24 protein-coding genes are annotated in these 25,755 nt (G+C 64.2%); 5 read left to right on the forward strand and 19 right to left on the reverse strand.

What is annotated here, in order from left to right:
* Positions 1–21: 21 nt before the first annotated feature.
* The 12 genes from AKN83_RS05355 to hutI all read right to left on the reverse strand — a co-directional run bounded on the left by AKN83_RS05355 (position 22) and on the right by hutI (position 14,091).
* A complete protein-coding gene (locus AKN83_RS05355; protein ID WP_050400098.1) occupies positions 22–1,356 on the reverse strand; it encodes a purine-cytosine permease family protein in 1,335 nt (444 codons plus the stop codon).
* A gap of 80 nt (positions 1,357–1,436) precedes the next feature.
* Positions 1,437–2,474 (reverse strand): aliphatic amidase, encoded by a 1,038-nt coding sequence (locus tag AKN83_RS05360; protein WP_016845713.1) that lies wholly within the window; start codon positions 2,472–2,474, stop codon positions 1,437–1,439.
* 32 nt (positions 2,475–2,506) lie between these two features.
* A complete protein-coding gene (gene urtE, locus AKN83_RS05365) occupies positions 2,507–3,199 on the reverse strand; it encodes an urea ABC transporter ATP-binding subunit UrtE (RefSeq protein WP_050400095.1) in 693 nt (230 codons plus the stop codon).
* Positions 3,192–3,944 (reverse strand): urea ABC transporter ATP-binding protein UrtD, encoded by a 753-nt coding sequence (gene urtD, locus AKN83_RS05370; RefSeq protein WP_050400094.1) that lies wholly within the window; start codon positions 3,942–3,944, stop codon positions 3,192–3,194. The genes urtE (AKN83_RS05365) and urtD (AKN83_RS05370) overlap by 8 nt, the downstream gene beginning before the upstream one ends.
* Entirely contained in the window at positions 3,941–5,080 is a 1,140-nt protein-coding gene (gene urtC / locus AKN83_RS05375) for an urea ABC transporter permease subunit UrtC (RefSeq protein ID WP_050400092.1), read from the reverse strand. The genes urtD (AKN83_RS05370) and urtC (AKN83_RS05375) overlap by 4 nt, the downstream gene beginning before the upstream one ends.
* A 16-nt stretch (positions 5,081–5,096) precedes the next feature.
* On the reverse strand, positions 5,097–5,966 hold the full coding sequence (urtB, locus tag AKN83_RS05380; protein ID WP_050400091.1) for an urea ABC transporter permease subunit UrtB: 870 nt from the start codon (positions 5,964–5,966) through the stop codon (positions 5,097–5,099).
* Positions 5,967–6,091: 125 nt separating this feature from the next.
* Positions 6,092–7,342, reverse strand: coding sequence for a transporter substrate-binding domain-containing protein (locus AKN83_RS05385; RefSeq protein ID WP_050400090.1), 1,251 nt, complete (start codon positions 7,340–7,342; stop codon positions 6,092–6,094).
* A gap of 128 nt (positions 7,343–7,470) precedes the next feature.
* On the reverse strand, positions 7,471–8,055 hold the full coding sequence (locus tag AKN83_RS05390; protein ID WP_244521925.1) for an ANTAR domain-containing response regulator: 585 nt from the start codon (positions 8,053–8,055) through the stop codon (positions 7,471–7,473).
* A gap of 53 nt (positions 8,056–8,108) precedes the next feature.
* Positions 8,109–9,263 carry a transporter substrate-binding domain-containing protein gene (locus AKN83_RS05395; protein WP_050400285.1) on the reverse strand — a complete coding sequence of 385 codons (1,155 nt, stop codon included), beginning with the start codon at positions 9,261–9,263 and terminating at the stop codon, positions 8,109–8,111.
* Between the two features lie 371 nt (positions 9,264–9,634).
* Positions 9,635–11,302 carry a urocanate hydratase gene (gene hutU / locus AKN83_RS05400; protein ID WP_050400087.1) on the reverse strand — a complete coding sequence of 556 codons (1,668 nt, stop codon included), beginning with the start codon at positions 11,300–11,302 and terminating at the stop codon, positions 9,635–9,637.
* An 18-nt stretch (positions 11,303–11,320) separates the two neighbouring features.
* The gene (gene hutH / locus AKN83_RS05405; RefSeq protein WP_050400086.1) at positions 11,321–12,880 is read right to left on the reverse strand and encodes a histidine ammonia-lyase; all 1,560 of its coding nucleotides are present in this window, start codon (positions 12,878–12,880) and stop codon (positions 11,321–11,323) included.
* On the reverse strand, positions 12,877–14,091 hold the full coding sequence (hutI, locus tag AKN83_RS05410) for an imidazolonepropionase (RefSeq protein ID WP_050400085.1): 1,215 nt from the start codon (positions 14,089–14,091) through the stop codon (positions 12,877–12,879). The genes hutH and hutI overlap by 4 nt, the downstream gene beginning before the upstream one ends.
* A gap of 85 nt (positions 14,092–14,176) precedes the next feature.
* Here hutI and AKN83_RS05415 point away from each other — a divergent pair, with 85 nt between their 5' ends.
* The 5 genes from AKN83_RS05415 to AKN83_RS05435 all read left to right on the forward strand — a co-directional run bounded on the left by AKN83_RS05415 (position 14,177) and on the right by AKN83_RS05435 (position 18,997).
* The gene (locus AKN83_RS05415) at positions 14,177–15,535 is read left to right on the forward strand and encodes a formimidoylglutamate deiminase (protein WP_050400083.1); all 1,359 of its coding nucleotides are present in this window, start codon (positions 14,177–14,179) and stop codon (positions 15,533–15,535) included.
* The gene (gene hutC / locus AKN83_RS05420) at positions 15,532–16,275 is read left to right on the forward strand and encodes a histidine utilization transcriptional repressor HutC (protein WP_050400081.1); all 744 of its coding nucleotides are present in this window, start codon (positions 15,532–15,534) and stop codon (positions 16,273–16,275) included. Before AKN83_RS05415 ends, hutC begins: the two co-directional genes overlap by 4 nt.
* Positions 16,276–16,420: 145 nt before the next feature.
* Positions 16,421–17,365, forward strand: a complete 945-nt coding sequence (locus AKN83_RS05425) for an ABC transporter substrate-binding protein (protein WP_050400080.1) — start codon at positions 16,421–16,423, stop codon at positions 17,363–17,365.
* 76 nt (positions 17,366–17,441) lie between these two features.
* Complete coding sequence (locus AKN83_RS05430) at positions 17,442–18,215, forward strand: ABC transporter permease (protein ID WP_050400078.1); 774 nt, start codon at positions 17,442–17,444, stop codon at positions 18,213–18,215.
* Positions 18,212–18,997 (forward strand): ABC transporter ATP-binding protein, encoded by a 786-nt coding sequence (locus AKN83_RS05435; RefSeq protein WP_050400077.1) that lies wholly within the window; start codon positions 18,212–18,214, stop codon positions 18,995–18,997. The genes AKN83_RS05430 and AKN83_RS05435 overlap by 4 nt, the downstream gene beginning before the upstream one ends.
* A gap of 14 nt (positions 18,998–19,011) precedes the next feature.
* On the opposite strand, the gene AKN83_RS05440 is transcribed toward AKN83_RS05435, so the two are convergent.
* From AKN83_RS05440 to urtA, 7 genes are all read right to left on the reverse strand, one after another.
* Positions 19,012–19,362 carry an FmdB family zinc ribbon protein gene (locus AKN83_RS05440; protein WP_050400075.1) on the reverse strand — a complete coding sequence of 117 codons (351 nt, stop codon included), beginning with the start codon at positions 19,360–19,362 and terminating at the stop codon, positions 19,012–19,014.
* Positions 19,363–19,458: 96 nt separating this feature from the next.
* On the reverse strand, positions 19,459–20,688 hold the full coding sequence (fmdA, locus tag AKN83_RS05445; RefSeq protein ID WP_050400074.1) for a formamidase: 1,230 nt from the start codon (positions 20,686–20,688) through the stop codon (positions 19,459–19,461).
* A 28-nt stretch (positions 20,689–20,716) separates the two neighbouring features.
* Positions 20,717–21,406 carry an urea ABC transporter ATP-binding subunit UrtE gene (urtE, locus tag AKN83_RS05450; protein WP_050400072.1) on the reverse strand — a complete coding sequence of 230 codons (690 nt, stop codon included), beginning with the start codon at positions 21,404–21,406 and terminating at the stop codon, positions 20,717–20,719.
* An 11-nt stretch (positions 21,407–21,417) separates the two neighbouring features.
* Positions 21,418–22,173 carry an urea ABC transporter ATP-binding protein UrtD gene (gene urtD / locus AKN83_RS05455; RefSeq protein ID WP_063695194.1) on the reverse strand — a complete coding sequence of 252 codons (756 nt, stop codon included), beginning with the start codon at positions 22,171–22,173 and terminating at the stop codon, positions 21,418–21,420.
* Positions 22,174–22,185: 12 nt separating this feature from the next.
* Positions 22,186–23,322, reverse strand: a complete 1,137-nt coding sequence (urtC, locus tag AKN83_RS05460; RefSeq protein WP_050400070.1) for an urea ABC transporter permease subunit UrtC — start codon at positions 23,320–23,322, stop codon at positions 22,186–22,188.
* A gap of 17 nt (positions 23,323–23,339) precedes the next feature.
* The gene (gene urtB, locus AKN83_RS05465; RefSeq protein ID WP_050400069.1) at positions 23,340–24,266 is read right to left on the reverse strand and encodes an urea ABC transporter permease subunit UrtB; all 927 of its coding nucleotides are present in this window, start codon (positions 24,264–24,266) and stop codon (positions 23,340–23,342) included.
* Positions 24,267–24,386: 120 nt separating this feature from the next.
* The gene (gene urtA / locus AKN83_RS05470; protein WP_050400067.1) at positions 24,387–25,649 is read right to left on the reverse strand and encodes an urea ABC transporter substrate-binding protein; all 1,263 of its coding nucleotides are present in this window, start codon (positions 25,647–25,649) and stop codon (positions 24,387–24,389) included.
* Between the last annotated feature and the right edge of the window lie 106 nt (positions 25,650–25,755).

Consider the following 25,755-nt stretch of genomic DNA (forward strand, 5'->3'; position numbering starts at 1 on the left):
TTGCTTGATTGAGCTGATCGCTTAGGCGGGACGCGCCACCTTTTCGGTCGAGGCGTCCACCCGCGCGATCGCCCCGTACACGATGCCGGCGACCAGCGCGGCTGAGATCGCAGTGGACAGCCCCGGCATCAGGTTTTCAACCGCAAAAGCGCACAGCGACCCGATGCCCCAGGCAATGAAGGGCTTCGCACGCCAGTCGACATCCGCACGCGCCTCGGTGCGCAGCAGATATTGATCGACCAGGATGATGGCGCCGATCGGCGGCACCAGGATGCCGAGCAGCGACAGCCACTGGATGAAGAACGCCCAGACGTTACCTGCCGCGACGACGATGCCGATGGCGCCGAGGATCACGGCCATCAGCCGCATATTGGTCCCGAGGATGCGCGACCAACCGGTCGCCGCATTGTAAAGACAGTGCGAGCAGACCGAGCCGAGATTGGTGTAGAGGAAGATGAATGCAAGGATGCTGAGCCAGGTCAGCTGCTTGCCGTTCATGAAGCCGAACATGTTGTCGACACCGAATGGATTGGCATTCGGCACGGCGAGCGCCGCCGTCATCACGCCGCCGACCAGCATCGCCACCAGATTGGCGAACGGAAACGCGCTGAATGTGGCGAACAACGACGCTCCCGGACTGGGCGCCCAGCGGTTGAAGTCCGCAGTCACCGTTCCGGCATCGATGAACAGCGCCAGCACCACGGTGAGGCCGACGCCCATCGACATGCTGGCCACGCCATTATTGCCGGCATAGCCAAAGATCGCAGCCGACGTCGTGGTCGACGCTGCGTCGGCGGCAACCCAGAGGCCGAGCACGACGAACAGCGGCACCGACGCCAGCCCGATATAGTGCAATCCCTTCACCCCGACGAAGGTGATCCCGATATAGAGCACGCCGGCGACGATGGTCATCGCGACATAGTTGAGGCCGTAGGTCGAGGAGATCAGCGCGCCGGTGATGCCGGTCTGCACCGCATACCAGCCGAGCAGCAGGGTCGACAGCAGGCCCGACGCCAGCACATAGCCCTTCCTGCCGAACACGATGCTGGCGATCAGCGCGAAGTTCATGCCCTTCCGCGTGCCGATCAGGCCGAGCGCACCGACATAGGCGAACATGATCAGATTGCCGATGATCATCGCCACCAGCGCATTCTTGAACCCCATGCCGAGTACCAGCAGCGATCCGGTCATCGCGCCGGTGATGATCATCGGAAAGCCCAGCCACACCATGGTGACCGAGAAGGCGCTGCGCCGGGCGCTGATCGGCACCGGCTCGTGCTCGAACTCATGACCGAGAAGATCGTCGATCTGTCCCTCGGTCTGGTGAACGATACCGCTATTCGCTTGGCTGCTCATGATAACCCCCGCTTCCCCTTGCAACAGTGTTGAGAACCGTGCCGGCGCATGATCGCGCCGGCACAGCCTGGCTTCTCAAATCAACGATGTGCGACTTTCTGGTTCGGGATGCCCTCGATCGGACACTCGTCGGTTCCGACGGTCGGACGGGTCATGGCCTCGACCATCTCCCGCGTCCCCTCCGGGTCCGTGATCCAGTTCTTGTAGAACGTGTACGGGCACACCGCGTGGCCACGGTCGCCGTCGCCGGAGTTGATCAGTCCGGTGTAGCCGCGGTGCATCAGCTTGAAGAGATGGTTCTGCGACTGCATATTGCGGCGGGCGTCGCGGATCAGCGAGACCGAGAGCTGGGCGTATTGGATGCCGTTCTCCTCGGTGCCGCACTCACCGAGCGTCCTTCCGTCGAATCCGATGAGCGCGGAATGGCCGAAGTAGGAATAGACGCCGTCGAAGCCGGAAGCGTTGGCGACCGCGACGTAGCAATTGTTCGCCCAGGCCATCGACTTCGAGATCTGGATCTGCTGCTCCTTGGCCGGATACATGTAGCCCTGGCAGCGGACGATCAGCTCGGCGCCGCGCATCGCGCAGTCGCGCCAGATCTCCGGGTAGTTGCCGTCGTCGCAGATGATCAGGCTGATCTTGAGGCCCTTTGGTCCCTCCGAGACGTAAGTACAGTCACCGGGATACCAGCCCTCGATCGGCACCCACGGCATGATCTTGCGATACTTTTGGACGATCTCGCCCTTGTCGTTCATCAGGATCAGCGTGTTGTACGGCGCCTTGTTGGGATGCTCCTCGTGGCGCTCGCCGGTCAGCGAGAACACGCCCCAGACCTTGGCCTTGCGGCAGGCGTCGGCGAAGATGCGGGTTTCCTCGCCCGGCACCGACGAAGCCGTCTCGTACATCTCCTTGGAGTCGTACATGATGCCGTGGGTCGAGTATTCCGGGAAGATCACGAGATCCATGCCCGGCAGGCCGAGTTTCATGCCCTCGACCATCTTGGCGATGTTGCGCGCGTTATCCAGCACCTCGGCCTTGGTGTGCAGACGCGGCATCTTGTAGTTGACCACGGCGACGCCGACCGTGTCCTTGCTGCTCGATATATCTCCATGCAACATGTCTCGACTCCCTTTCTGAACGATAGTTCCCGCTACACGGCCATGTGCAGCTGGATGAGATCATCGGTGAGCTCACCGATTGCGCCCTTGGCGACGACGCGTCCCTTTTCGAGCAACGCGAAGCGGTGAGACGCTCGCCGCGCGAGCGCGACATTCTGTTCGACCAGCACGACGGTGATGCCGCGCTCGCGGTTGAGGCGGGTGATCACGTCCTCGATCTGCTCGACGATGTTCGGCTGAATGCCTTCGGTCGGCTCGTCCAGCAGGATGACCTTGGGCTGGGCAAGCAGCGCCCGCGCGATCGCAAGCTGCTGCTGCTGACCACCGGAGAGATTGCCGCCGTAGCGGTTGAGAAAGTCCTTGAGCACCGGGAACAGCTCGAGCACCCACTCCTCGATGCCGTTGGCCGACTTCGCCGCAAAGGTTCCGAGCGTCAGGTTCTCACGCACGGTGAACTTCGGCAGGATGCCGCGGCCCTGCGGCACATAGGCGATGCCCGCCTTGGCACGCTGATAGGTCCGCAGCGGCGAGATGTCGGCGCCGTCGAGCGACAGGCGCCCGGTGCACCGGTCCATCAGGCCGAGGATGCTCCGCATCAGCGTGGTCTTGCCGACGCCGTTGCGGCCCAGCACCGAGAGGAATTCGCCGTTGCCGACCATCAGGTTGATGCCCTGCAGCGCGCGGCTGTTGCCATAAAACGCGTCGACGTCGGTCAGCTCAAGCATGGCTGATGCCTCCCGATCCGAGATAGGCGCGGCGGACTTCCGGATGCGCCTCGACTTCCGCCGCGGTGCCCTCGGCCAGCATCTGGCCCATATGCATCACCGAGATGATGTCGCCGATCGCCTTGACGAAGCCCATGTCGTGCTCGACCACGATCAGTGTGTGCTTGCCCTTCAGCCGTACGAAAAGCTCGGCGGTCTTGCGGGTTTCCTGTGCCGTCATGCCTGCGGTGGGTTCATCCATCAGGATCAGTTCAGCGTCCTGGGCGACCAGCATGCCGATCTCCAGCCACTGGGTCTGGCCGTGCGACAGATAGGCGGCCGGCCGGTCGAGCTGCTCGGTGAGCCCGACCAGCTCGGCGAGACGTTCAATGTCTTCCCGGCCGGAGTTGCCGATGTTCCAGCGCAGATTGCCCAGCACGGAGGTACGGCGCGCCCGCGCCACTTCGAGATTGTCGCTGACCGAGAGCTCCCGGAACACGCTCGGCACCTGGAACTTGCGGCCGACACCGGCGCGCGCGATCTCGTATTCCTCGAGATCCTGCAGCGCAGTGCCGTCGAAGCTGACGGTGCCGGCGCTCGGTTTGACCTTGCCGCAGATGATGTCGAGCGCCGTGGTCTTGCCGGCGCCGTTCGGCCCGATCAGGCAGCGTAGCTCGCCCTTGCGCACGCTCATGTTGAGCGAATTGAGCGCCTTGAAACCGTTGAAGCTGACCGAGACGTCGCGGAGGTCGAGATGCGAACTCATGTGCTGCCCTCCGTCTGGCTGACACCTCGTGCAACCGCGCTACCTGCAGCCCGTCTGCGCTGGGCAACCCAGCGCCAGGTGGCCTGCGCGAGGCCGGCGAGCCCCTTCGGCAGGAACAGCACCACAAGCACGAACAGCGCGCCCATCACCAACGTCCAGGTTTCCAGGAACGCCGCGGATTCCGACAGCGCGCCCTGCATGCCCGCGACCAGCACCGCGCCGAGGAACGCACCGACCAGGCTCTGCCTGCCGCCTACGGCGCACCACACCACCACCGAGAGCGAGAGCTGCACGCCGAGGAAGGTCGGCGAGGCGAACTCCATCACCACCGTGTAGAGCATGCCGGCGAGGCCTGCGATCGCGGCCGACAGCGCGAACACGAAGATCTGGTAGAGCGCGACGTCGTAGCCGAAGTAGCGCACCCTGCTCTCGTGATCGCGGATCGCCTGCACGATCAGGCCAGCCCTGGATTTGGTGAAGGCAAAGGCGACCAGCAGGCTGAGCAGCACACAGCCGGCGACGAGGTAGTAGGTCGCGCGGCCATAGGCATCGAACGCGACGCCGAACAGCTCGAGCTGGGCGAGATCGGTGATGCCGTTGAAGCCGCCGGTGTAGCTCTGCTGGTCGATGATCACGAGATTGATCACCACCATGGTCGCAAGCGTGATGATCGACACGTAGACGCCGGTGACCCGCCCCCGGAACATGAACCAGCCGAGCCCCGCCGCAACCAGCGCCGGCACGAGCAGGCCCGCCGCGATGGCAAAGCCGAGCGACCGGAACGGCTCCCAGAACCACGGAAGATGCTGGACGTTGTTCCAGACCATGAAGTCCGGCAGTCCGCTGACCCCCGTATGCACCGGCACGGTCTTGAGCTTCAGCGCCATCGCCATGGCGTAGGAACCGAGCCCGAAGCTCATCGCCTGGCCGAGATTGAGGATGCCGCCGAAACCCCAGGACAGCCCGAGCGATATCGTGAGGATGCCGAGCACCAGATAGCGCGCGACCTTATTGAGCAGGAAGTCGTTGTTGAGCAGCACCGGGAGCGCAAGCACCACGGCGCAGACGATCAGCAGGGGTGCAAGCTGCGCGATCAGGCGCTGCAATCCGTTGGAGTTGGAAGCATTCGACGGCATAGATGAGCGATCTGTCTCAGGCCCGCACGCGTGCGGTGAAAAGCCCCTCAGGGCGGAAACGGATGAGCACGACGATGGCGAGCAGCACGATGGCCTTGGCCACCGTGTCGTTCTGCAGGAAGGCGATGCCGCCGGAGAGTTCGCCGAGGATGAAGGCGCTCGCCACGGTGCCAGCGAGGCTCTGCACGCCGCCGAGCACAACCACCATGAAGGCGTCGACCACGTAGCCGGTGCCCATGTCGGGCGACACGCTCTTGAGCGGCGACACCAGCGCGCCGGCGAGCCCTGCAAGCCCCGCGCCATAGGCGAAGGTCAGCGCATAGACCCGCTTGGCGTTGATGCCGAAGGAAGCTGCGACCGAGCGGTCCTGGATGATGGCGCGCAGCTTCATCCCGACCGTGGTGCGGTTCATGAGCACCCAGGTCGCCCCGAACAGCGTGATCGAGACGACGAACAGGAACACCCGGTACGACGATATCGGGATGCCGAACACGTCCATGCTGTCGGACAGCGCCGGCGGCAGCTGCACATAGCGCAGCTCGCTGCCGACCATCAGCCGCACCGCCTGTTGCAGCATGATGCCGACGCCCCAGGTGGCGAGGATCGTGTCGAGCGGCCGGTTGTTGAGCAGGCTCAGCACGTAGCGCTCGATGACCCAGCCGAATGTTGCAACCACCAGGAAGATCGGAAGGAGGCTCGCGAGCAGGCCGAGCCCGAGATAGGTATGGAACACCCAGGCGGCGTAAGCGCCGAGCATCACGAACTCGCCATGAGCGAGATTGATGATGCCCATCGAGCCGTAGATGATCGACAGTCCCAGCGCCACCAGCAGCAGGATCGATCCGATGCTGAGGCCTGTGACGATTTGTTCAATGAATTGGTCCACGTCGGGATCCGCTTTCGATATTCGATTTGGTGCGTCCTGCGCCTCTCGCATGTGTGCGAGAGACCGCTTTCGTTGCCGGAAGCCGGCCGCCGGCGCCGCACGCCGACGGCCGTCGTCGGCCCCCGTCAGCTCTTCTCGACCAAGCCCTTCTCGGTGCAGGACTGCCCGGGATAGGCCGCGTAAGGCACCGGCTTCAGCCAATCCTTGGCCTCGACCAGAATCTCGAACTGGCCGTTCGACTTCGCCTGGGCGATCTTGGGCCACAGCCAGGTGTGCAGATTATCCGGCTCGATCTGGACCTTGCCCTGCGGCGCGATCATTCCTTCGCCCTTGACCGCATCGCGGATGTTCGGCGGCGTCAGGTCGCTGGTCGCGAGCTTTTCGACGGCCTGCTTGAACAGATAGGTCTGGAAGTAGCAGGCCTCCGAGACGAAATGCGTCACCTTGTCGGCGCCCCAGCGCTTCTTGTAGGCCTCGACGAACTTCTCGTTCTCGGGCGATTTGTGCACCATGAAGTACGGCGCCGAGGTGAAGTGACCGGCGGCGGCTTCGCCGCCCATCGCCGCGACCTCGTTCTCGGAGGTCGTCAGGCTCGCCATCGGCATCTTCTCGGGATCGAGACCGGCCGCCTTGTACTGACGATGCAGCGCCACCACGGAATCGCCGACCACGGTGGAGAAGATCACGTTCGGTTGCGTCGCGCGGATCTTGTTGATGACGGACGAGAATTCGGAATGGCCGAGCGGCACATATTCTTCCGCCACGACCTCGCCGCCGAGCTTCTCGAGCAGCTTCTTGCAGTAGTTGTTCTCTTCCTTCGGATAGATGTAGTTGGAGCCGATCAGATAGAACTTCTTGCCGAACTTCTTGACCAGCCAGGGTACGAACTCGTCCTGCTGCTGGTTCGGCACCGCGCCGGTGTAGATGACGTTCTTGGAGCACTCGCGGCCCTCGTAGAGCGTCGGATACCAATAGAGGTTGTTCTGCCGCTCGAACACCGGAAGCACCGCCTTGCGGCTCGCCGAGGTGTAGGAACCGAACACGCTGACGCATTTGTCGCCGACGACGAGCTTGCGCGCCTTCTCCGAGAAGGTCGCCGGATCGGACGCCGGATCCTCGACGATCGGCACGATCTTGCTGCCCTTGATGCCGCCGGCGGCGTTGATTTCCTCGATCGCAAGCAGCGTCGCTTTGTTGAGCGATTCCTCGATGATCGCAGTCGTTCCCGTCAGCGAGAACAGCACGCCGACCTTGATCTCGCCGCCCGCGGCGTAGGCGAGGTCGGCGTTCTTGATCCAGATATGCGGCAGTCCGGCGCCGGCAAACGCGCCAAGCGCCGCTGTATTCCTCAGCAAAGTCCGCCGTGAAATGCTCATCCTTAAGCTCCCTTCAGGACTGAAAAAACAAAAAGCCCTCCCGATGCGCGCTGACGCGAGCATTGGGAGGGCTTTGTTGCCGGTTGTGTCGAAGGCGGCGCTATCGCCGCCGGCCCCGCTATTGGGGCTTACTGTTGATGATCGTAGCCAAGCAGTTCGAACGAGTCAACAATCGCCGCGGCGACTGCACTTGCCGACACGCGACGATCCATCGCCTGTCGTCTGATGAATCCGTAGGCTTCGGTTTCCGGCATCTGGCGCGTCGCCATCAGAATGGCCTTGGCGCGCTCCACCGTGCGCATCGAGCGCAGATTGTCGTCGAGTTTCTCGATCTTGCTGCGCAGCCGCCGTTCGTAGCTGAACTGGCTGCGCGCCAGCACCAGGCTGGACAACACGGCATTCTGCGTGAACGGCCGCGGCAGCACCGCGTTGGGCGTCGCATGACACAGCGCGTCGGCGTGAACGGTTTCCGTCGCCGGCAGGATCACCACCAGCGCGGAACGCGCATCGCCCGGAATCCACGGCAGACGCCGCGCCAGATCCGGCGAGTATTCGCAGTACACCACGTCGGCATCGGCCGGTACGCTCTCCGGCATCGGCCAGACCTGACGCACCCGCATCCTGAACCGCTGCAACTCGCGCAGCAACATGCCGACCTGATCGTCGACCGGCGCAACCACGACGGCTGACAGATCGGCCAGTTCCTGCACCATGGTCTTGCGTCCGCCGACGTCTCGGCTCAGCGACGGCTTACGCGACTGCTCGTTCATTGGACGCTTCCTGTTTGCGTTGCACGACCATATCCGATCAGGAACGGATCCGCATGCACCGGCTCCTTCGACTGGCTGACGACATCGAACTGTCCCTGGCGGTTGGCGCGTCCGATGCGGGTCCACAGATCGGTATGACCCGACATCGGGTTGACGGTGACGGCACCTTGCGGTGCATCAAAGCTGGTGCCGAACACCATCGAGCGCAGCACTTCCGTGTCGAGCGAATTGACCTGCTCGAGCGCCTTCGCGAACAGATGCAGCTGGAAATAGGATGCCTCGGCGCACATGTTGGTGGAGATATCGGCGCCGAACCGCTTCTTGAAGCGCTGCACAAATGCGTTGTTGGCGCTGCCCTCGACACCCTGGAAATAGGAGGCGGCGGTGACGTGTCCTTCGCCGACGTCGAAGCCCATGGCGGCGATTTCGGCTTCCGTCGTGGTCAGGCTGGCGATCGGCACTTGCTTGGGGTCGAGCCCGACATTCGCGTAGGCCTGATAGAGGAAGACCGTGCCCTCCCCCACGACGGTCGAGAAGATCACATCGGGTCTGACCCGCTTGATGTCCTGGATGATCGGAACGAAGTCCTGCCAGCGTGCGTAGACGTTGACGTAGCGCTCGCCGACCACCGAGCCGCCGTTGCTCTTCAGCAGTTCCCGCATCACCCGGTTGGATTCGCGCGGATAGATGTAATCGGAGCCCACGAAATAGAATCGTGTTCCGAACGTATCCATCAGATAGCGGCACAGCGCGAGGCTGTTCTGATTCGGCGAGGCGCCGGTGTAGATGACGTTCGGCGACGCCTCGAACCCCTCATAGAGCGTCGGGTACCAAAGCAGGCCGTTGAGCCGTTCCACCACGGGCAGCACCGCCTTGCGGCTCGACGAGGTGTAGCAGCCGAAGATGGTGCTGACCTGATCCTCGACCATCAACCGTTTGGCATAGTGGCCATAGGCGGCCGAATCCGAGCCGGGATCATAGGCGACGGGAACCAGCTCGCGCCCGCAGACCCCGCCTCCCTCGTTCACCTCCTCGATCGCAAGCTGCGTGCCTTGATACTGGGTCTCCTCGATCACCGACATGAATCCGGTTCGCGAGAACAGCACGCCTATCCGCCACGGAGCGGAGGTCGCTTGAATAGGGTTCGACATGATCAGGCCCTCGACAGAATTGGAGGGACGAGAGGGATTATTGTTCTTGTTGCTCTCGAACAGCATTGCCGGGGGCGGAAGATTGCATGTCGCCTGCCGTGAGACAAGCGCCCAGGCAGCTCATCCTGTCAGCGCCGCTGACGCGAAAGCAGGCAATCGGGAAGTCGCCAGCGACGGATCACAGGTGCAGCGCACGGCGGGGCATCTATCTCAGGTAGCCCCACCGCAGGTCTGCCGCATCAAGCCTGCCGGTCACCTCGCGGACATCAACCAGAAGGTTGAGAGCCGCACAGCGATTGCGCGCTAGGCTATGCAGCTCCGATCAGGTGATGCGCCTGAATTGCAAGTGACTCCCGAACCAACGGCCGCCGTCAGCGCAGGCTCGGCAGATCGAGCCCGTTGGCGCGAGCGCATTCGATCGCGGTTTCATAACCGGAATCGGCGTGGCGCATGACCCCCGTCGCCGGGTCATTCCACAGCACGCGCTCGAGCCGGCGCGCCGCCTCCGGCGTGCCATCAGCGACGATCACCATGCCGGCGTGCTGCGAATAGCCGATGCCGACGCCGCCGCCGTGATGCAGCGACACCCAGGTGGCGCCGCTCGCACAATTGAGCAGCGCGTTGAGCAGCGGCCAATCCGACACCGCGTCGGAGCCATCGCGCATCGCCTCGGTCTCGCGATTCGGGCTTGCCACCGAGCCGCTGTCGAGATGATCGCGGCCGATCACGATCGGCGCCTTGAGCTCGCCGCGCGCCACCATCTCGTTGAAGGCAAGGCCCAGGCGATGGCGGTCGCCGAGACCGACCCAGCAAATCCGCGCCGGCAGTCCCTGAAACTTGATGCGCGCCTTCGCCATGTCGAGCCAGTTGTGCAGATGGCCGTCGTTGGGCATCAGCTCCTTGACCTTGGCGTCGGTCTTGAAGATGTCCTCGGGATCGCCCGACAGCGCCGCCCAGCGGAACGGCCCGACGCCGCGGCAGAACAACGGACGAATATAAGCCGGCACGAAACCTGGGAAATCGAACGCTTGCTTCAGGCCCATGTCCTTGGCCATCTGACGGATGTTGTTGCCGTAGTCGAGCGTCGGGATTCCCCGCGCGTGGAAATCCAGCATGGCCTGGACGTGATCGACCATCGAGGTCTTGGCCGCCGTCTCGACCGCCTTCGGATCGGCGGCGCGCCGCGCCTCCCAATCGGCGAGCGTCCATCCCTTGGGCAGGTAGCCGTTGATCGGATCATGCGCGCTGGTCTGGTCGGTGACGATGCCCGGGCGCACGCCGCGGCGCACCAGCTCCGGAAATATCTCGGCCGCATTGCCGAGCAGGCCGACCGAGACAGGCGTCCCGCTCTTCGTCGCGTCGGCAATCATCGCCAGCGCTTCATCGAGCGTCGTCGCCTGGCGGTCGAGATACCCTGTCCGCAGCCGCATCTCGATGCGGCTCGGCTGGCACTCCACGGCGAGCATCGAGGCGCCGGCCATGGTTGCCGCCAGCGGCTGCGCGCCACCCATGCCGCCGAGGCCCGCGGTGAGGATCCATTTGCCGGCGAGGCTGCCGCCGTAGTGCCGCCGGCCGACCTCGACGAACGTTTCATAGGTCCCCTGCACGATGCCCTGGCTGCCGATATAGATCCAGGAGCCTGCCGTCATCTGGCCGAACATCATCAGGCCCTGGCGGTCGAGCTCGTTGAAATGATCGAGCGTCGCCCAATGCGGCACCAGGTTCGAGTTCGCGATCAGGACGCGCGGTGCATCCGCATGGGTGCGGAAGATGCCGACCGGCTTGCCGGACTGCACCAGCAGCGTCTGGTCGCCTTCGAGCTTGCGCAAGGAGGCGGCAATCCGGTCAAAGCTCCCCCAGTCGCGCGCCGCGCGGCCGATGCCGCCATAGACCACGAGCTCGCTCGGACGCTCGGCGACATCCGGATCCAGATTGTTCATCAGCATGCGCAGCGGCGCTTCCGTCAGCCAGCTCTTCGCGCTGATCTCGCTGCCGTGGGGCGCGCGGATGATGCGTTCGTTATCCAGTCTGCGGTTCATGATGAATGTCCCTGTCGGCTACGCAAGTTTTGGAAACGGATCGGATGAAAGGGCCGCGATCGCAGCGGCTGGCAACGCGTCGGCTTCGACCAGCGATGCGGCCCGCGCGAGATCGTCGGCCATGTAGCGGTCCGCGGCGAGCGCCGGAACATGCTCGCGCAGCGCGGCAATGACTGCCGCGAGCGGCGCGCTGGTCGAGCGAGGCGCGCGCAGCGTGATGCCTTGCGCGGCGACCAGAAGCTCGATGCCGAGAATCGCCGCGAGGTTGTCGGCCATGTCGGACAGCCGGCGCGCGGCGTGCGCGGCCATCGAGACATGATCCTCCTGGTTTGCGCTGGTCGGCGTGGAGTCGATCGAGCACGGCATCGCGCGCTGCTTGTTCTCGGCATAGAGCGCGGCCGCCGTCACCTCGGCGATCATGAACCCGGAATTGATGCCGGGCTCGGGCGTCAGGAACGGCGGCAGGCCAAAGTTCAGCGCGGGATCGACGAGGGTCGCGATCCGGCGCTCGCTGGTCGCGCCGATCTCCGCGAGAGCGAGCGCGATCTGGTCGGCGGCGAACGCCACCGGCTCAGCATGGAAATTGCCGCCCGAGACGATCTCGCCGGTCTCGACCAGGACCAGCGGGTTGTCCGTCACGGCGTTGGCCTCGATCGTCAGCCCGCGCGCGGCGTGCACCAGCAGGTCGAGCACGGCGCCCGCGACCTGCGGCTGGCAGCGCAGGCAATATGGATCCTGCACACGCTCGTCGCCTTCGAGATGCGATTGCCTGATGTCGCTGCCATCGAGCAAGGCGGTCAGCGCCGCAGCTGCGGCGATCTGCCCCTCATGGCCGCGCAAGGACTGAATTTCGGGACGAAACGGCACGGTCGAGGCCATCGCCGCATCGACCGACAGCGCACCGGTCACCAGCGCGGCACGCGCCAGACGATGCGCGCGCAGCACGCCGGAAATCGCATAGGCGGTCGAAAACTGCGTGCCGTTGATCAGCGCGAGCCCCTCCTTGGGCCCGAGCGTCAGCGGCGCGAGCCCGGCAGCGGCAAGCGCTTCGTGACCCGGCACGATCTTGCCATCAAGGAATGCCCGCCCTTCCCCGATCATGACCGCCGTCATATGCGCAAGCGGCGCGAGATCGCCGGAGGCACCGACCGAGCCTTGCTGCGGCACCAACGGAGTGACACCGCGCACCAGCATGCCCTGCAGTTGCTCGATGACTTCACGCCGCACGCCGGATGCGCCACGCCCGAGCGAGATCACCTTCAACGTCATCATCAGGCGCACGATCGGCTCAGGCGTGGCGGGCCCAACCCCGCAGCAATGCGACAGGATCAGGTTGCGCTGAAGCAGCGCCGTCTGGTCGGGGGCAATACGCGTCGAGGCCAGCTTCCCGAAGCCGGTATTGATGCCGTAGGCGGGCACGTCGATCTGCGCCGCTTTGGCCACGATCTCCGCAGCCGCCTCGACGCGCGGCCAGAACGACGGATCGAGCACGATCGGTGCACCGTCGAGCACGCGTGCCAGCACGTCGAGACCGACCGTTCCGGGCGTTACGACAATCGGCGCTGCCGCATTCCTCATTGCCCCCTCCACACCCGCCGGTGCAACGGATTGAAGCCGATGCGGTAGACCAACTCGGCGGGACGCTCGATGTCCCAGATCGCGAGATCGCAGCGTTTGCCGACCTCTAGCGTCCCGGTCTCGGCGAGCAGGCCGAGCGCCCGCGCCCCTTCCCGCGTCACCCCGGCGAGGCATTCGGCGACCGTCATCCGGAACAGCGTTGCGCCCATGTTCATCGCAAGCAGCAGCGAAGTCAGCGGCGAGCTGCCGGGATTGCAGTCGGTCGCCAGTGCCATGTGGACGCCGTGGTTGCGGAACAGCTCGACCGGCGGCTTCTGGGTTTCGCGAATGAAATAGAACGCGCCGGGCAGCAGCACCGCTGTCGTCCCAGCCTTCGCCATCGCGACGGCACCGGCTTCATCGGTATGCTCCAGGTGATCGGCCGATAGCGCGGAGAATTTTGCCGCGAGTGCCGCGCCGCCGAGATTCGACAGCTGGTCGGCATGCAGCTTGACGGGCAGCCAGAGCGCACGCGCCGCGGCGAACACCCGAGCCGTCTGCTCTCCGGAGAACGCAATGCCTTCCATGAAGCCATCGACGGCATCGGCAAGTCCGGCCTTGGCCACCGCCGGCAGCATCTCGTTGCAAACCAGATCGATGTAGCGGTCCTTGTCGCCATCGGCTTCCGGCGGCAATGCGTGGGCACCCAGGAAGGACGTGCGGATCGCAATCGGGCGCAGGCGGCCGAGGCCGCGTGCCGCCGCAAGTTGCCGCATCTCGGTCTCGGCATTGAGGCCATAGCCGGACTTGATCTCGACGGTGGTTGCGCCCTCGCCGATCAGCGCATCGAGCCGCGGCAGTGCGCCGGCGACGAGCTCGGCCTCGGTCGCGCTGCGGGTTGCGGCAACGGTCGAGACGATGCCGCCGCCCGCGCGCGCGATCTCCTCATAGCTCGCGCCCTGCAGGCGCAGCTCGAATTCGTGCGCACGGTTGCCGCCATAGACGAGATGGGTGTGGCAATCGACGAGGCCTGGCGTGATCCAGCGGCCCGCGCAATCGATCCGCTCGACGGCGTCCGCATCCACGGGAAAATCCGACTGCGCGCCTGCATAGGCGATGCGGCCATCGCGCGCCGCGATCAGGCCCTGCTCGATCTCGCCGAGATCGGCGCGATCGCCACGCATCGTGGCGAGCCGGGCGTTGTGCCAGATGCGATCGAAACGCTCTGCCATGCGATCGTCCCCTTAAGGCGGGATGCTTGACTTATATGTCTAGACATATAATCGTGTCTCGGTTCTGTCCAGCCGGCATGGAAAAATGACACGACTGCATTTCGCATTCGCGCTGCTGCCCTCGGGCTGGGCCAGTGACGTGCAAATCGTGGTCGCCGACGGTGCGATCGCCTCAGTGACGGCGGGCGTTGCCCCGGCCGCCGGTGACGAGCGTCACCAATTGGCGGTTCCCGGATTGGCGAGCCTGCACAGCCACGCGTTTCAGCGCGGCATGGCCGGCCTTGCCGAACTGCGCGGCGACAGCACCGATACGTTCTGGACCTGGCGCGAGACCATGTATCGCTTCGCGCTGACGATGACGCCGGACGACGTCGCGGCCGTTGCGACTCTGCTCTATGTCGAGATGCTCGAGCGTGGCTTTACCCGGGTCGGCGAGTTCCACTATCTCCATCATGATCGCGACGGCTCGCCTTATGCCAATCCGGCCGAGATGGCCGTGCGCATCGCGGAGGCGACTGAGGCCTCCGGCATCGGGCTCACGCTGCTGCCGAGCTTCTATGCCCACGGCACATTCGGTGGCGCCGCGCCTCATGCCGGGCAGCGCCGCTTCATCTGCTCGGTCGATCAGTTCGCCACGCTGATGTCGGCGTCGCGCGAGGCGATCCGAGCACTCCCCGGCGCCAACATCGGCATCGCCCCGCACAGCCTGCGCGCCGTTGCGCCAGATGAGCTCGCGGCAATCATTCCACTTGCCGCGACAGATCCAATCCACATCCACGCCGCCGAACAGGTGCGTGAGGTGGAGGATTGTCTTGCCTGGTCAGGGCAGCGGCCGGTGGAATGGCTGCTCGAACATGCGCCCGTCGATCGACGCTGGTGCCTGATTCACGCAACCCACATGACGGATCGGGAAGTCGCCGCGCTCGCCAGCAGCGGCGCGGTTGCCGGCCTCTGCCCGGTGACTGAAGCAAGCCTCGGCGACGGCATCTTTTCGGCGCGCGAATTCCTCGCATCTGGCGGCCGGTTCGGCATCGGGACCGATTCCAACGTGCTGGTCGGGGTCGCCGACGAGCTTCGCCAACTCGAATACGGCCAGCGGCTGAAGCATCGCGAGCGCAATGTGCTCTCCGGGCGTCCGGGTGCATCCACCGGCCGCGCACTGTTCGACCACGCGCTCGCGGGCGGTGCGCAGGCGCTGGCGCAGAGCAAGGCGGGGCTCACGCCGGGCGGGCGTGCCGACATCGTCAGCCTCGACACTGCCCACCCATCCCTGGCGGGACGGTCGGGCGATGCCGTTCTCGACGGCTGGCTGTTTGCCTCGGCAAGCGACGCGATCGATTGCGTCTGGGCCGGCGGCGACAAGCTGGTCGCAGGTGGACGGCACAGGTTGCGCGACAAAGCGCGCGAGCGGTTCAATGCGAGCGTCCGGAGGCTCGTCGCATGAGCCTCGCCTCCGAACGGGCCAAACCGGGCGCGAGCAGCAAGCCGACGCTCTACAAGCGGATCAGGCTCGACATCGAGACGCGGATACTCACCGGCGAATGGCCGCCGGGCCACCGCATCCCGTTTGAGCACCAATTGATGGCGCGCTATCGCTGCTCGCGCATGACGGTCAATAAGGCGCTGTCGGAACTTGCGCAGGCCGACCTGATCGAACGGCGACGGCGTGCCGGCTCATTCGTCCGCCGCCCGCAGCATCTGTCGGCGGTGCTCAAGATTGCCGACATGCGCGCCGAGATCACCGCGCTCGGCCGCAGCTACGGCTATCAGCTGATCGATTGCCGGCGTCGCACCGCGACCGCAGCCGATCGCGCCCGGCTCGGGGTGAGCATGGCCGGCAAGGTGATCGCGATCACCTGCCGGCACAGCGCCGACAATGTGCCGTTCGCGGTCGAGGACAGGCTGATCGACCTCTCCACCGTTCCGGAAGCCGCGACGGCGGACTTTGCGCGTGAACCGCCGGGATCATGGCTGCTGCATCATGTACCGTGGACCGAGGCTGAACATACGATCAGCGCGGTTGTCGCCGACGATCGCACGGCGAAGGCGCTCGACATCGCGGTCGGCGCGCCCTGCCTCGTGATCGATCGCTACACCTGGCGCAGCGCGCGCACGGTAACGGCGGTGCGGCTGCACTATCCAGGCGAGACGCACCGGCTGGTCGCTCGCTTCAAGGGAGGCTGAGGACGTCTTGCGCGGCATAATTCATGCAATGCATCATGGGCCACCATCCACCGCCATGCGTCATGCGGCAATCCGCCGCGACTGACAAGACATCACTGAAGTGAAGACATCAACTGGGTTCAATCCATCGTTCAAGGGGTCGACAATGCGTTCCTTCAAGCTATTGCCCGCAATCGCGGCGCTGCTCGTGTCCACCACAGCGTTCGCGGATGACATCAAGGTCGGCGTCGGCATCTCCGGCTGGACCGGCTTCGCGCCGCTGACGCTCGCCAAGGAGGCCGGCATCTTCAAGAAGAACGGCCTCGACGTGACCTTGAAGAAGATCCCGCAGAAAGACCGGCATCTGGCGATCGCCTCGGGCGACATCCAGTGCGCGGCGACGACGGTGGAGACCTGGATCTCCTGGAACGCCAACGGCGTTGCGACCAAGCAGATCTTCCAGCTCGACAAGAGCTATGGCGCCGACGGCATGGCCGTGCGCAACGATGTCGCCGCGATCAAGGACCTCAAGGGCAAGACGGTGGCGGCATCGGCGCCGGGCACCTCGCCCTATTTCGCGCTGGCCTGGATGCTGAAGAAGAACGGCCTCTCGGTGAAGGACGTCACCGTGGTGAATCTGGAGCCCGCCGCCGCGGCGCAGGCTTTCGTCTCCGGCCAGAACGATGCCGCGATGACTTACGAGCCCTATTTGTCGACGGTGCGCGCCGCTCCTGACAAGGGCAAGATCATCGCCACCACGCTCGACTATCCGATCGTGATGGACACCTTCGGCTGCACCCCGAAATTCCTGACCGACAATCCGAAGGCGGCGCAGGCGCTGGCCGACAGCTATTTCGAGGCGCTCGACATGATCACCAAGGATCAGGCCAAGGCCTACGAGATCATGGGCGCGGACGTGAAGCAGTCCGGCGAGCAGTTCGGCAACTCGGCAAAGTACTTGCGCTGGCAGGACAAGGCCGCCAACCAGAAATTCTTCGCCGGCGACTTCCTCAGTTTCAACAAGGATGCCGCCGAGCTGCTGCTCGAGGTCGGCATCATCAAGGCCGCGCCGAAGGTTGAAGACATCTACGACGCCAGCTTCATCAAGTAACGCAGCCATCATTTCGGCCGGTCCCACCTCGCGAAGGCGGGCGGGATCGGCGCATGAGATACGCCTGGACAAATTGATGCGTCCCCTCGAGCCCACAACATCGAAGCAGCGCGTGGTCTACGGCCTCGCCTTCTTCGTGCTGTTCGTCGCCCTCTGGTCCTGGGCGACGTTCGGCGGCCATGTATCGAAGACATTCCTCGCCAACCCGCTCACCATGGTGCAGGAAGGCTATGAGTTGCTCGCCAAGCAAGGCTTCCTGTTCGACATCGCCATGACGATCTGGCGCGTCGTCGGCGGCTTTGCTCTTGCCGCCATCATCGCAGTGCCGCTCGGCGTGCTGATGGGCGCCTACAAGCCTGTCGAGGCCTTCCTCGAACCGTTCGTGTCCTTTGCGCGCTATCTGCCGGCGTCCGCCTTTATCCCGCTGTTGATCCTGTGGGCCGGCATCGGTGAGTTGCAGAAGCTGCTCGTGATCTTCATCGGCGCGGTGTTCCAGATCATCCTAATGGTGGCGGTCACCGTCGGCGCCACGCGGCGCGACCTGGTCGAGGCTGCGTATACACTTGGCGCGGGCGACAGCGGCGTCATCCGCCGCGTGTTGCTGCCCTCCGCGGCGCCCGAGATCGCCGAGATCCTGAGGCTGGTTCTGGGCTGGGCCTGGACCTACGTCATCGTGGCCGAACTGATCGGTTCGTCGTCCGGCATCGGGCACATGATCACCGACAGCCAGGCGCTGCTCAACACCGGCCAGATCATCTTCGGCATCATCGTCATCGGGCTGATCGGCCTGATCTCCGATTTCCTGTTCAAGGCGTTCAATGCCTGGCTATTCCCGTGGAAGCTCGCATGACCGCGCTCAGGATTGATCAGGTCTCGCGAACCTTCCCCGCTCGCGCCGGCCACGCGCCGACCCGGGCGCTCGAGCCGACCACGCTCGATGTCGGCGACAACGACTTCGTCACCATCCTCGGCCCCTCCGGCTGCGGAAAGTCCACCCTGCTCCGGATCATCGCCGGGCTCGACCGGCCGACCAGCGGCCGCGTCACGCTCGACGGGCGCGAGGTCACCGGCCCCGGCGCCGATCGCGGCATGGTGTTTCAGTCCTACACTTTGTTTCCTTGGCTAACGGTGCGCGAGAACATCGCCTTCGGCCTGCGCGAGCGCGGCGTGTCGCAGGCCGAACGCCACGACATCGCCGACGCGTTCATCCGCCAGGTCGGGCTCTCCGGCTTCGAGAACCACTGGCCGAAGCAGCTGTCCGGCGGCATGCAGCAGCGCACCGCGATCGCCCGTGCGCTCGCCAATGATCCGAAGATCCTGCTGCTCGACGAGCCGTTCGGCGCGCTCGACAACCAGACCCGGGCATTGATGCAGGAGATGCTGCTCGGGATCTGGGAGCGCGACCAGAAAACGGTGCTGTTCGTCACCCACGACATCGAGGAAGCCATCTTCCTCGGCAGCCGCGTCATCGTGATGAGCGCGCGTCCCGGCCGCATCAAGGCCGAGATCGCGGTCGACCTGCCGCATCCCCGCTCCTACAAGATCAAGACCACGCCCGAATTCGTCGCCCTGAAGGAGCGGCTGGTCGAGGAAATCCGCACCGAGGCCCTGAAGGTCGCCGAACAGGCCTGAGCGTCAGCGCCCGGTCAGTGGCTGATCATCCAGGGACGCGCGGTCGGAAAGCCCTTGGCGCCGCTCCTGGTCTTGGTCATCAGCCGCGCCGGCTTCTTCTTTCCCGAGGGAGAGCAGCAACCACAGCCCGGGCCGTGCGCGGCCTTGTATTGATCGAGCGTCTTCGGCGCGTGCCGGCTCTGCTCGTTGGTGGCATGCGCCTTGCGCTTGTCGGAGGGCATGCAGAAGAACGCCGGCGCGGTCAGGATCACTCGCGGCGACGTCGTCTCGCATTGCGGGCAGTCCTGCGGCAGGTCGCATTCCGCCATCGGCCGCATGTCGGTGAACGGGCCGCAGTCGTTGCAGAGATATTCGTAGATCGGCATTTCCTCAAATCCTTGCGCAGTCGTGTGAGATCCGGCGATGGATGCGGGGCGGCCAATACGCAGCCGTCCCGCACCCTTCGCGCAGGGATCACAGGATCACTTGTCGGGCGAGATCGGCATCTGCACGTCGCCCTTGATGTGCTTGATCGGTCCGGCAGACGACGGCATCACGTCAAAGTCGAATATCTCCGTCGGCAGCCACAGCGTGGCGCAGGCGTTGGGCACGTCGACCACGCCGGAGATGTGGCCCTGGCACGGCGCGGTGCCGAGGATCGAATAGGCCTGGGCGCCGGAGTAACCGAACTTCTTCAGATACTCGATCGCGTTCAAACAGGCCTGGCGATAGGCGATGTGGACGTCGAGATAGTGCTGCTTGCCGGCCTCGTCGACCGAGATGCCCTCGAAGATCAGATAGTCCTTGTAGTTCGGCGTGATCGGCGACGGCTTGAACACAGGGTTCTTGATGCCGTATTTCGACACGCCGTCCTTGATGACGTCGACCTTGATGTGCAGCCAGCCGGCCATCTCGATGGCGCCGCAGAAGGTGATCTCGCCGTCGCCCTGGCTGAAATGCAAATCGCCCATCGAGAGCCCGCCGCCCGGCACATACACCGGGAAATAGATCTTCGAGCCGCGCGACAGGTCCTTGATGTCGCAATTGCCGCCATGCTCGCGCGGCGGCACGGTGCGGGCGCCCTCGAGGCCGATCTTGGCCTTGACGTCGCCCTTGGCCTGGCCGGCATGCGCGGTCGGCGCGAACGGCGGATTGGCGAGACCGGGCACGCGGGTCGGGTTGGTTGCGATCAGTTCGGCCTCGCGCGCATTCCACGCCGCCAGCATCTTGGCGTCGGGCAGACAGCCGATCAGGCCGGGATGGATCAGGCCGGCGAAGTTGACGCCAGGGACGTGGCGCGACGAGGTATAGAGACCCTTGATGTCCCAGATCGACTTCTGCGCCAGCGGGAAGTGGTCGGTGAGGAAGCCGCCGCCATTCTGCTTGGAGAAGAAGCCGTTGAAGCCCCACAGGCTCTCCTTCAAGGGACCGACGTCGAGCAGGTCGACGACCAGGAGATCGCCGGGCTCGGCACCCTTGACGCCGATCGGACCCGAGAGGAAATGCACGATCGACAGATCGATGTCGCGCACGTCATCGGCGGAATCGTTATTCTTGATGAAGCCGCCGGTCCAGTCGACGGTCTCGATGATGAAGTCGTCGCCGGGGCTGACCCACTCGACGATCGGCACTTCCGGATGCCAGCGGTTATGGATCTTGTCGTTTTCGTAGGCCGATTTGCTGAGGTCGACCTTGATCAGTGTATCTGGCATCGCGATGCTCCCCTTGGGTTACTGATAGTTAGACGGACAAGTACTTGGAAATCTGCGCGGCATCGACGCTGGCGCGTGGATCGTCGCGGACGATCTCGCCGTTCTCGATGACCAGCACGCGATCGGCGATGTCGAGCGCGAAGCTCAGGACCTGCTCGGAAACGACGATCGACAGGCCCCGCTCGTCGCGGATCCGCTTCAGCGTGCGCGCCATGTCCTTGATGATCGACGGCTGGATGCCTTCGGTCGGCTCGTCCAGCAGTAGCACCTTCGGCTTGGTGGCGAGCGCGCGGGCGATCGCGAGCTGTTGCTGTTGTCCGCCGGAGAGGTTGCCGCCGCGGCGGCCCTTCATCTCGAGCAGCACCGGGAACAACTCATAGATATCGCCGGGCACTTCCGAGCCGCCGGAGACCACGAGGCCGGTCTCGATGTTCTCCTTCACCGTCATGGTGGAGAAGATCATGCGGCCCTGCGGCACGTAGGCGAGCCCCTTCGCCACCCGCTCGTAGCTCTTCATCGCGCCGAGCTCGGTGCCGTCCATGGTCACCTTGCCGCTCTTGGCCGGCAGGATGCCCATCAGCGACTTCATCAGCGTGGTCTTGCCCATGCCGTTGCGGCCCATGATCGCGACGATCTCGTTGGGCGCGACGGATACGTTGAGGCCGTGCAGCACCTCGCTCTGGCCGTAGGCGACGTGAAGATCATTGATTGCCAGCATCGCGTTGTTCCTCAGTGGCCCAGATAGACTTCGATCACCTTCGGATCGTTCTTGACGTGCTCCATCGTCCCCTCGGACAGGATCTGCCCCTGGTGCAGCACGGTGACCTTGTGCGCGATGTCCTCGACGAACTTCATGTCGTGCTCGATCACCAGCACCGAGCGGTCCTTGATGATGCGATTGAGCAATTCGGCGGTCTTGGCGCGCTCGGACACGCTCATGCCGGCGACCGGCTCGTCGAGCATCAGGAGGTCCGGGTCCTGGATCAGCAGCATGCCGATCTCGAGCCACTGCTTCTGGCCGTGGCTGAGCTGGTCGGCATAGGTGTTGAGGCGATCCTTGAGGAAGATCATCTCGGCGACCTCCTCGACCCGCTGCTTGACCGCGTCGTCGCGCTGGAAGGTCAGCGAGCCGAACACGGTGCGGCCGCGCGGGTAGGAAATCTCGAGGTTCTCGAACACGGTGAGATCCTCGAACACCGACGGTGTCTGGAACTTGCGCCCGACGCCGGCCTGCACGATCTCGTTCTCACGCAATCGCGTTAGCTCCTGGCCGCGGAACTGGATCGAGCCGGAGGTGGCGCGGGTCTTGCCGCAGATCAGATCGAGCACCGTGGTCTTGCCGGCGCCGTTCGGGCCGATGATGACGCGGATCTCGTTCTCCTCGACATAGAAGGAGAGATCGTTCACCGCCTTGAAGCCGTCGAAGGATACGGTCAGACCGGAGACCGCGAGCAGGAAGTCCTTGGGCTGGTGGCCGACGAGCATGATGGTCCCTCCTCACTCGGCCGGTGCGCCGTCGGCGATCATGCCGGCCGCCGATTTCGATTTGCGTGATGCGAACAGGCGATCGATGCGGGGCTGGATATGGTCCGCCCAGATGCCCGAGAGCCCGTTCGGGAAGGCCAGCACGACCGCGATGAACAGCGCGCCGAGGCCGAACAGCCAGAGCTGCGGGAAGGATTCCGAGAGGCTGGTCTTGGCGAAATTGACCAGCAGCGCGCCCCACACTGCGCCGAAGATCGACATCCGGCCGCCAACCGCGGTGTAGATCACCATCTCGATCGACGGCACGATGCCGACGAAGGACGGCGACATGAAGCCGACCTCGAGCGTGAACATGGCGCCGCCGATCGCGGCGAACACCGCCGCGGCGCAGAACGCGAAGATCTTGAAGTTGGCGACGCTATAACCGGAGAAGCGCACGCGATCCTCCTGCTCCCGCATCGCCACCAGGATGCGCCCGAGTTTTGTCAGCCGGATGAATTGCGCGGCGACGATGCATCCGAACAGCAGCACAACCTCGACGAAATACAGAATGAACTTGGCGTGATCGGTGCGGATGTCCCAGCCGTGCAGCGTGCGCAAATCGGTGATGCCGTTGATGCCGCCGGTGTAACCCTGCTGCCCCACGATCAGGATGGTGAGGATCGCGGCGATCGCTTGCGTGATGATCGCAAAATAGACGCCGCCGACCCGGCGCTTGAACATCGCAGCACCGATGATCAGCGCGAAGAACGCGGGAACCAGCAGGATCGCCAGCAGCGTGACGGGGAAGCTGTGGAATGGCTTCCAGAAGAAGGGCAGCGAGGTGAGCTGGTTCCAGTCCATGAAATCAGGAATGCCCGGCGTCGACTGGATCTTGGTGTTCGCGACCGACGATGCCTCGAGCTTGAGGTACATTGCCATGCAGTAGCCGCCGAGGCCGAAGAACACGCCCTGCCCGAGGCTCAGGATGCCGCCATAACCCCAGCACAGCACGAGGCCGATGCCGACGAAGGCGTAGGTCAGGTATTTGGCGACCAGGTTGAGGCGGAAGATATCCAGCGACAGCGGCAGGATGACAAGGAGCAGCGCCGCGAGCGCAAGGAAGCCGAGCAGTTCGGAGCGATTGAAAAAGCGCGAGTTGATGACCATGACCTGCCTGCTTGTTCTTATTTGCGGACCTTGAGCGCGAACAGCCCCTGCGGACGGACCATCAGGATCGCGACGATGGTGAGCAGCGTGATCACCTTGGCCATCGATCCCGACAGGAAGAACTCCAGCGTCGACTGGGTCTGCGAGATCGAGAAGGCGGAGGCGATGGTGCCGAACAGCGAGGCCGCGCCGCCGAAAACGACGACCAGGAAGGTGTCGACGATGTAGAGCTGGCCGGCGGTCGGTCCGGTCGAGCCGATCATGGTGAAGGCCGAGCCCGCGATCCCGGCGATGCCGCAGCCGAGACCGAAGGTGTAACGGTCGACCTTCTCGGTGTTGATGCCGACGGCGCCGGCCATCACGCGGTTCTGCACCACGGCGCGCACCTGCTTGCCCCAGCTCGACCAGAACAGCACGTAGGCGACCGCGATCGTGATCAGCATGGTCAGCGCCATCACGAACATGCCGTTGATCGGGATCTGGATCGAGTCGGTCGCCTGCAAGGAGCCCATCATCCATTCCGGCAGTTCGACGCCGACCTCGCGCGCGCCGAAGATCGAGCGATAGGCCTGCTGCAGGATCAGGCTGAGGCCCCAGGTCGCCAGCAACGTATCGAGCGGCCGTTTGTAGAGATGACGTATCAGCGCCCATTCGACCAGCATGCCGAGCGCGCCGGAGGCAATGAACGCCAGGATCATCGCGATGAAGAAGTAGCCGGGAAACAGCCAGGGCGCGACGTGCTGCACGGCGTTCGACGTCATCCAGGTGACGTAGGCCCCCAGGATCATGAACTCGCCATGGGCCATGTTGATGACGCCCATCTGGCCGAAGATGATGGCAAGCCCGAGCGCCATCAGCACATAGACGGAGAACAGGATGAGCCCGGCAAATCCCTGCATCGCAAGAATCGCGCCGAGGTCGCTGATCGAATAGTCGCCGAACATCTGGTCCTCCAGTCCAAGGGCATACGTCGCGACACGGCCGCGACGGCGGATCGTGGGCGTGGACGACTTCGTCCACGCCGCGATGCGTTTGAAGTGAAGTTGCGCCTTAGGCGCGCAGCCTCACTGGTAGCCCTTGGGGAACGGATCCGGCTCGACGAGATCGGCGGTCTCGTAGATCAGCTCGTACTGGCCGTCGGCCTTGGCGCGTCCGACGCGGGTCTTCGACCACAAATGGTGGTTCTCGTGGATCCGGACGTAGCCTTCCGGCGCGCCCTTGAACTCGACGCCGGGGGACGCCGCCGCGATCTTGTCGATGTCGAAGGAGCCCGCCTTCTCCACCGTCAATTTCCACAGCCACGGGCCGAGATAGGCAGCCTGGGTGACGTCTCCGATCACGGTCTTCTCGCCCCACATCTTCTTGAACGCGGGCACGAAGGCCTTGTTGTTCGGATTGTCGAGCGACTGGAAGTACTTCATGCAGGCGTAGGCGCCCGCGATGTTCTCGCCGCCGATGCCGTCGATCTCGTCCTCGGTGACCGAGATCGTCAGCAGCGTCTGCTTCGACAGGTCGATGCCGGCTGCTTTCAACTGCTTGTAGAACGCGACGTTGGAGCCGCCGACGATGATCGCGTAGATCACGTCGGGCTTGGTCAGCTTGATCTTGTTGATCACCGAGTTGAACTGGGTCGAGCCGAGCGGGAAGTATTCCTCGCCGACCACCTTGCAGCCCTGCAGATGGTTCTCGATGTGCTTGCGCGCGATCTTGTTCGAGGTGCGCGGCCAGATGTAGTCCGAGCCGAGCAGATAGAAGCTCTTGGCGCCCTTGGTCTTGTTGACCCAGTCGAGGCCGGCGATGATCTGCTGCGTCGCCTCCTGGCCGGTGTAGATCACGTTCTTGGACTGCTCGAGACCCTCATAGAAGGTCGGGTAGTACAGCATGCCGTTGTACTGCTCGAACACCGGCAGCACCGCCTTGCGCGAGGCCGAGGTCCAGCAACCCATCACGGCTGCGCATTTGTCGTTGACCAGCAGCTTCTTCGCCTTTTCCGCGAAGGTCGGCCAGTCGCTCGCGCCGTCCTCCTGGATGAACTTGATCTTGCGGCCGAGCACGCCGCCGGCGGCGTTGATCTGCTCGATCGCGAGCTTCTCGGCCTCGACCGATCCGGTCTCCGAGATCGCCATGGTGCCGGTCACCGAGTGCAGGATGCCGACCGTCACTTCGCTATCGGTGACTGCAAGACCTGTGGTGTTGACCGCAGAGGTTGCAGGAACGTCGGCAAAAGCGGGACGGCCCAGCATCGAAACGGCCGGCAAAGCAGCCATTCCCATCAAGAGCTTGCGCCGGAGCGGAGACTTCAGGCCTGGTTTTGTTTCGTCTGACATGAGCACCCCATTGGTTCGAGAACGCTTATTGATCGGGCGAGGATTGCTCACTTTTGTGCAGCGCACTGATACGTGAGATCGCGTATACTGCACCGCAAAATAGCGA

This window comes from Bradyrhizobium embrapense, from assembly GCF_001189235.2.
In the GTDB taxonomy this organism is placed as follows: domain Bacteria; phylum Pseudomonadota; class Alphaproteobacteria; order Rhizobiales; family Xanthobacteraceae; genus Bradyrhizobium; species Bradyrhizobium embrapense.

What these genes read in the sequence shown, in the direction of transcription:
- hutI (WP_050400085.1), bottom strand. Translation starts at nt 14,091, where the DNA reads ATGGCAGAGCGTTTCGATCGCATCTGGCACAACGCCCGGCTCGCCACG.
- AKN83_RS05355 (WP_050400098.1), bottom strand. Translation starts at nt 1,356, where the DNA reads ATGAGCAGCCAAGCGAATAGCGGTATCGTTCACCAGACCGAGGGACAG.
- AKN83_RS05415 (WP_050400083.1), top strand. Translation starts at nt 14,177, where the DNA reads ATGACACGACTGCATTTCGCATTCGCGCTGCTGCCCTCGGGCTGGGCC.
- hutC (WP_050400081.1), top strand. Translation starts at nt 15,532, where the DNA reads ATGAGCCTCGCCTCCGAACGGGCCAAACCGGGCGCGAGCAGCAAGCCG.
- AKN83_RS05435 (WP_050400077.1), top strand. Translation starts at nt 18,212, where the DNA reads ATGACCGCGCTCAGGATTGATCAGGTCTCGCGAACCTTCCCCGCTCGC.
- urtE (WP_050400072.1), bottom strand. Translation starts at nt 21,406, where the DNA reads ATGCTGGCAATCAATGATCTTCACGTCGCCTACGGCCAGAGCGAGGTG.
- urtC (WP_050400092.1), bottom strand. Translation starts at nt 5,080, where the DNA reads ATGCCGTCGAATGCTTCCAACTCCAACGGATTGCAGCGCCTGATCGCG.
- urtC (WP_050400070.1), bottom strand. Translation starts at nt 23,322, where the DNA reads ATGGTCATCAACTCGCGCTTTTTCAATCGCTCCGAACTGCTCGGCTTC.
- fmdA (WP_050400074.1), bottom strand. Translation starts at nt 20,688, where the DNA reads ATGCCAGATACACTGATCAAGGTCGACCTCAGCAAATCGGCCTACGAA.
- hutH (WP_050400086.1), bottom strand. Translation starts at nt 12,880, where the DNA reads ATGAGGAATGCGGCAGCGCCGATTGTCGTAACGCCCGGAACGGTCGGT.
- urtB (WP_050400069.1), bottom strand. Translation starts at nt 24,266, where the DNA reads ATGTTCGGCGACTATTCGATCAGCGACCTCGGCGCGATTCTTGCGATG.
- urtA (WP_050400067.1), bottom strand. Translation starts at nt 25,649, where the DNA reads ATGTCAGACGAAACAAAACCAGGCCTGAAGTCTCCGCTCCGGCGCAAG.
- AKN83_RS05385 (WP_050400090.1), bottom strand. Translation starts at nt 7,342, where the DNA reads ATGAGCATTTCACGGCGGACTTTGCTGAGGAATACAGCGGCGCTTGGC.
- AKN83_RS05390 (WP_244521925.1), bottom strand. Translation starts at nt 8,055, where the DNA reads ATGGTGCAGGAACTGGCCGATCTGTCAGCCGTCGTGGTTGCGCCGGTC.
- urtE (WP_050400095.1), bottom strand. Translation starts at nt 3,199, where the DNA reads ATGCTTGAGCTGACCGACGTCGACGCGTTTTATGGCAACAGCCGCGCG.
- AKN83_RS05440 (WP_050400075.1), bottom strand. Translation starts at nt 19,362, where the DNA reads ATGCCGATCTACGAATATCTCTGCAACGACTGCGGCCCGTTCACCGAC.
- AKN83_RS05430 (WP_050400078.1), top strand. Translation starts at nt 17,442, where the DNA reads ATGCGTCCCCTCGAGCCCACAACATCGAAGCAGCGCGTGGTCTACGGC.
- AKN83_RS05395 (WP_050400285.1), bottom strand. Translation starts at nt 9,263, where the DNA reads ATGTCGAACCCTATTCAAGCGACCTCCGCTCCGTGGCGGATAGGCGTG.
- urtD (WP_050400094.1), bottom strand. Translation starts at nt 3,944, where the DNA reads ATGAGTTCGCATCTCGACCTCCGCGACGTCTCGGTCAGCTTCAACGGT.
- AKN83_RS05360 (WP_016845713.1), bottom strand. Translation starts at nt 2,474, where the DNA reads ATGTTGCATGGAGATATATCGAGCAGCAAGGACACGGTCGGCGTCGCC.
- AKN83_RS05425 (WP_050400080.1), top strand. Translation starts at nt 16,421, where the DNA reads ATGCGTTCCTTCAAGCTATTGCCCGCAATCGCGGCGCTGCTCGTGTCC.
- urtD (WP_063695194.1), bottom strand. Translation starts at nt 22,173, where the DNA reads ATGCTCGTCGGCCACCAGCCCAAGGACTTCCTGCTCGCGGTCTCCGGT.
- hutU (WP_050400087.1), bottom strand. Translation starts at nt 11,302, where the DNA reads ATGAACCGCAGACTGGATAACGAACGCATCATCCGCGCGCCCCACGGC.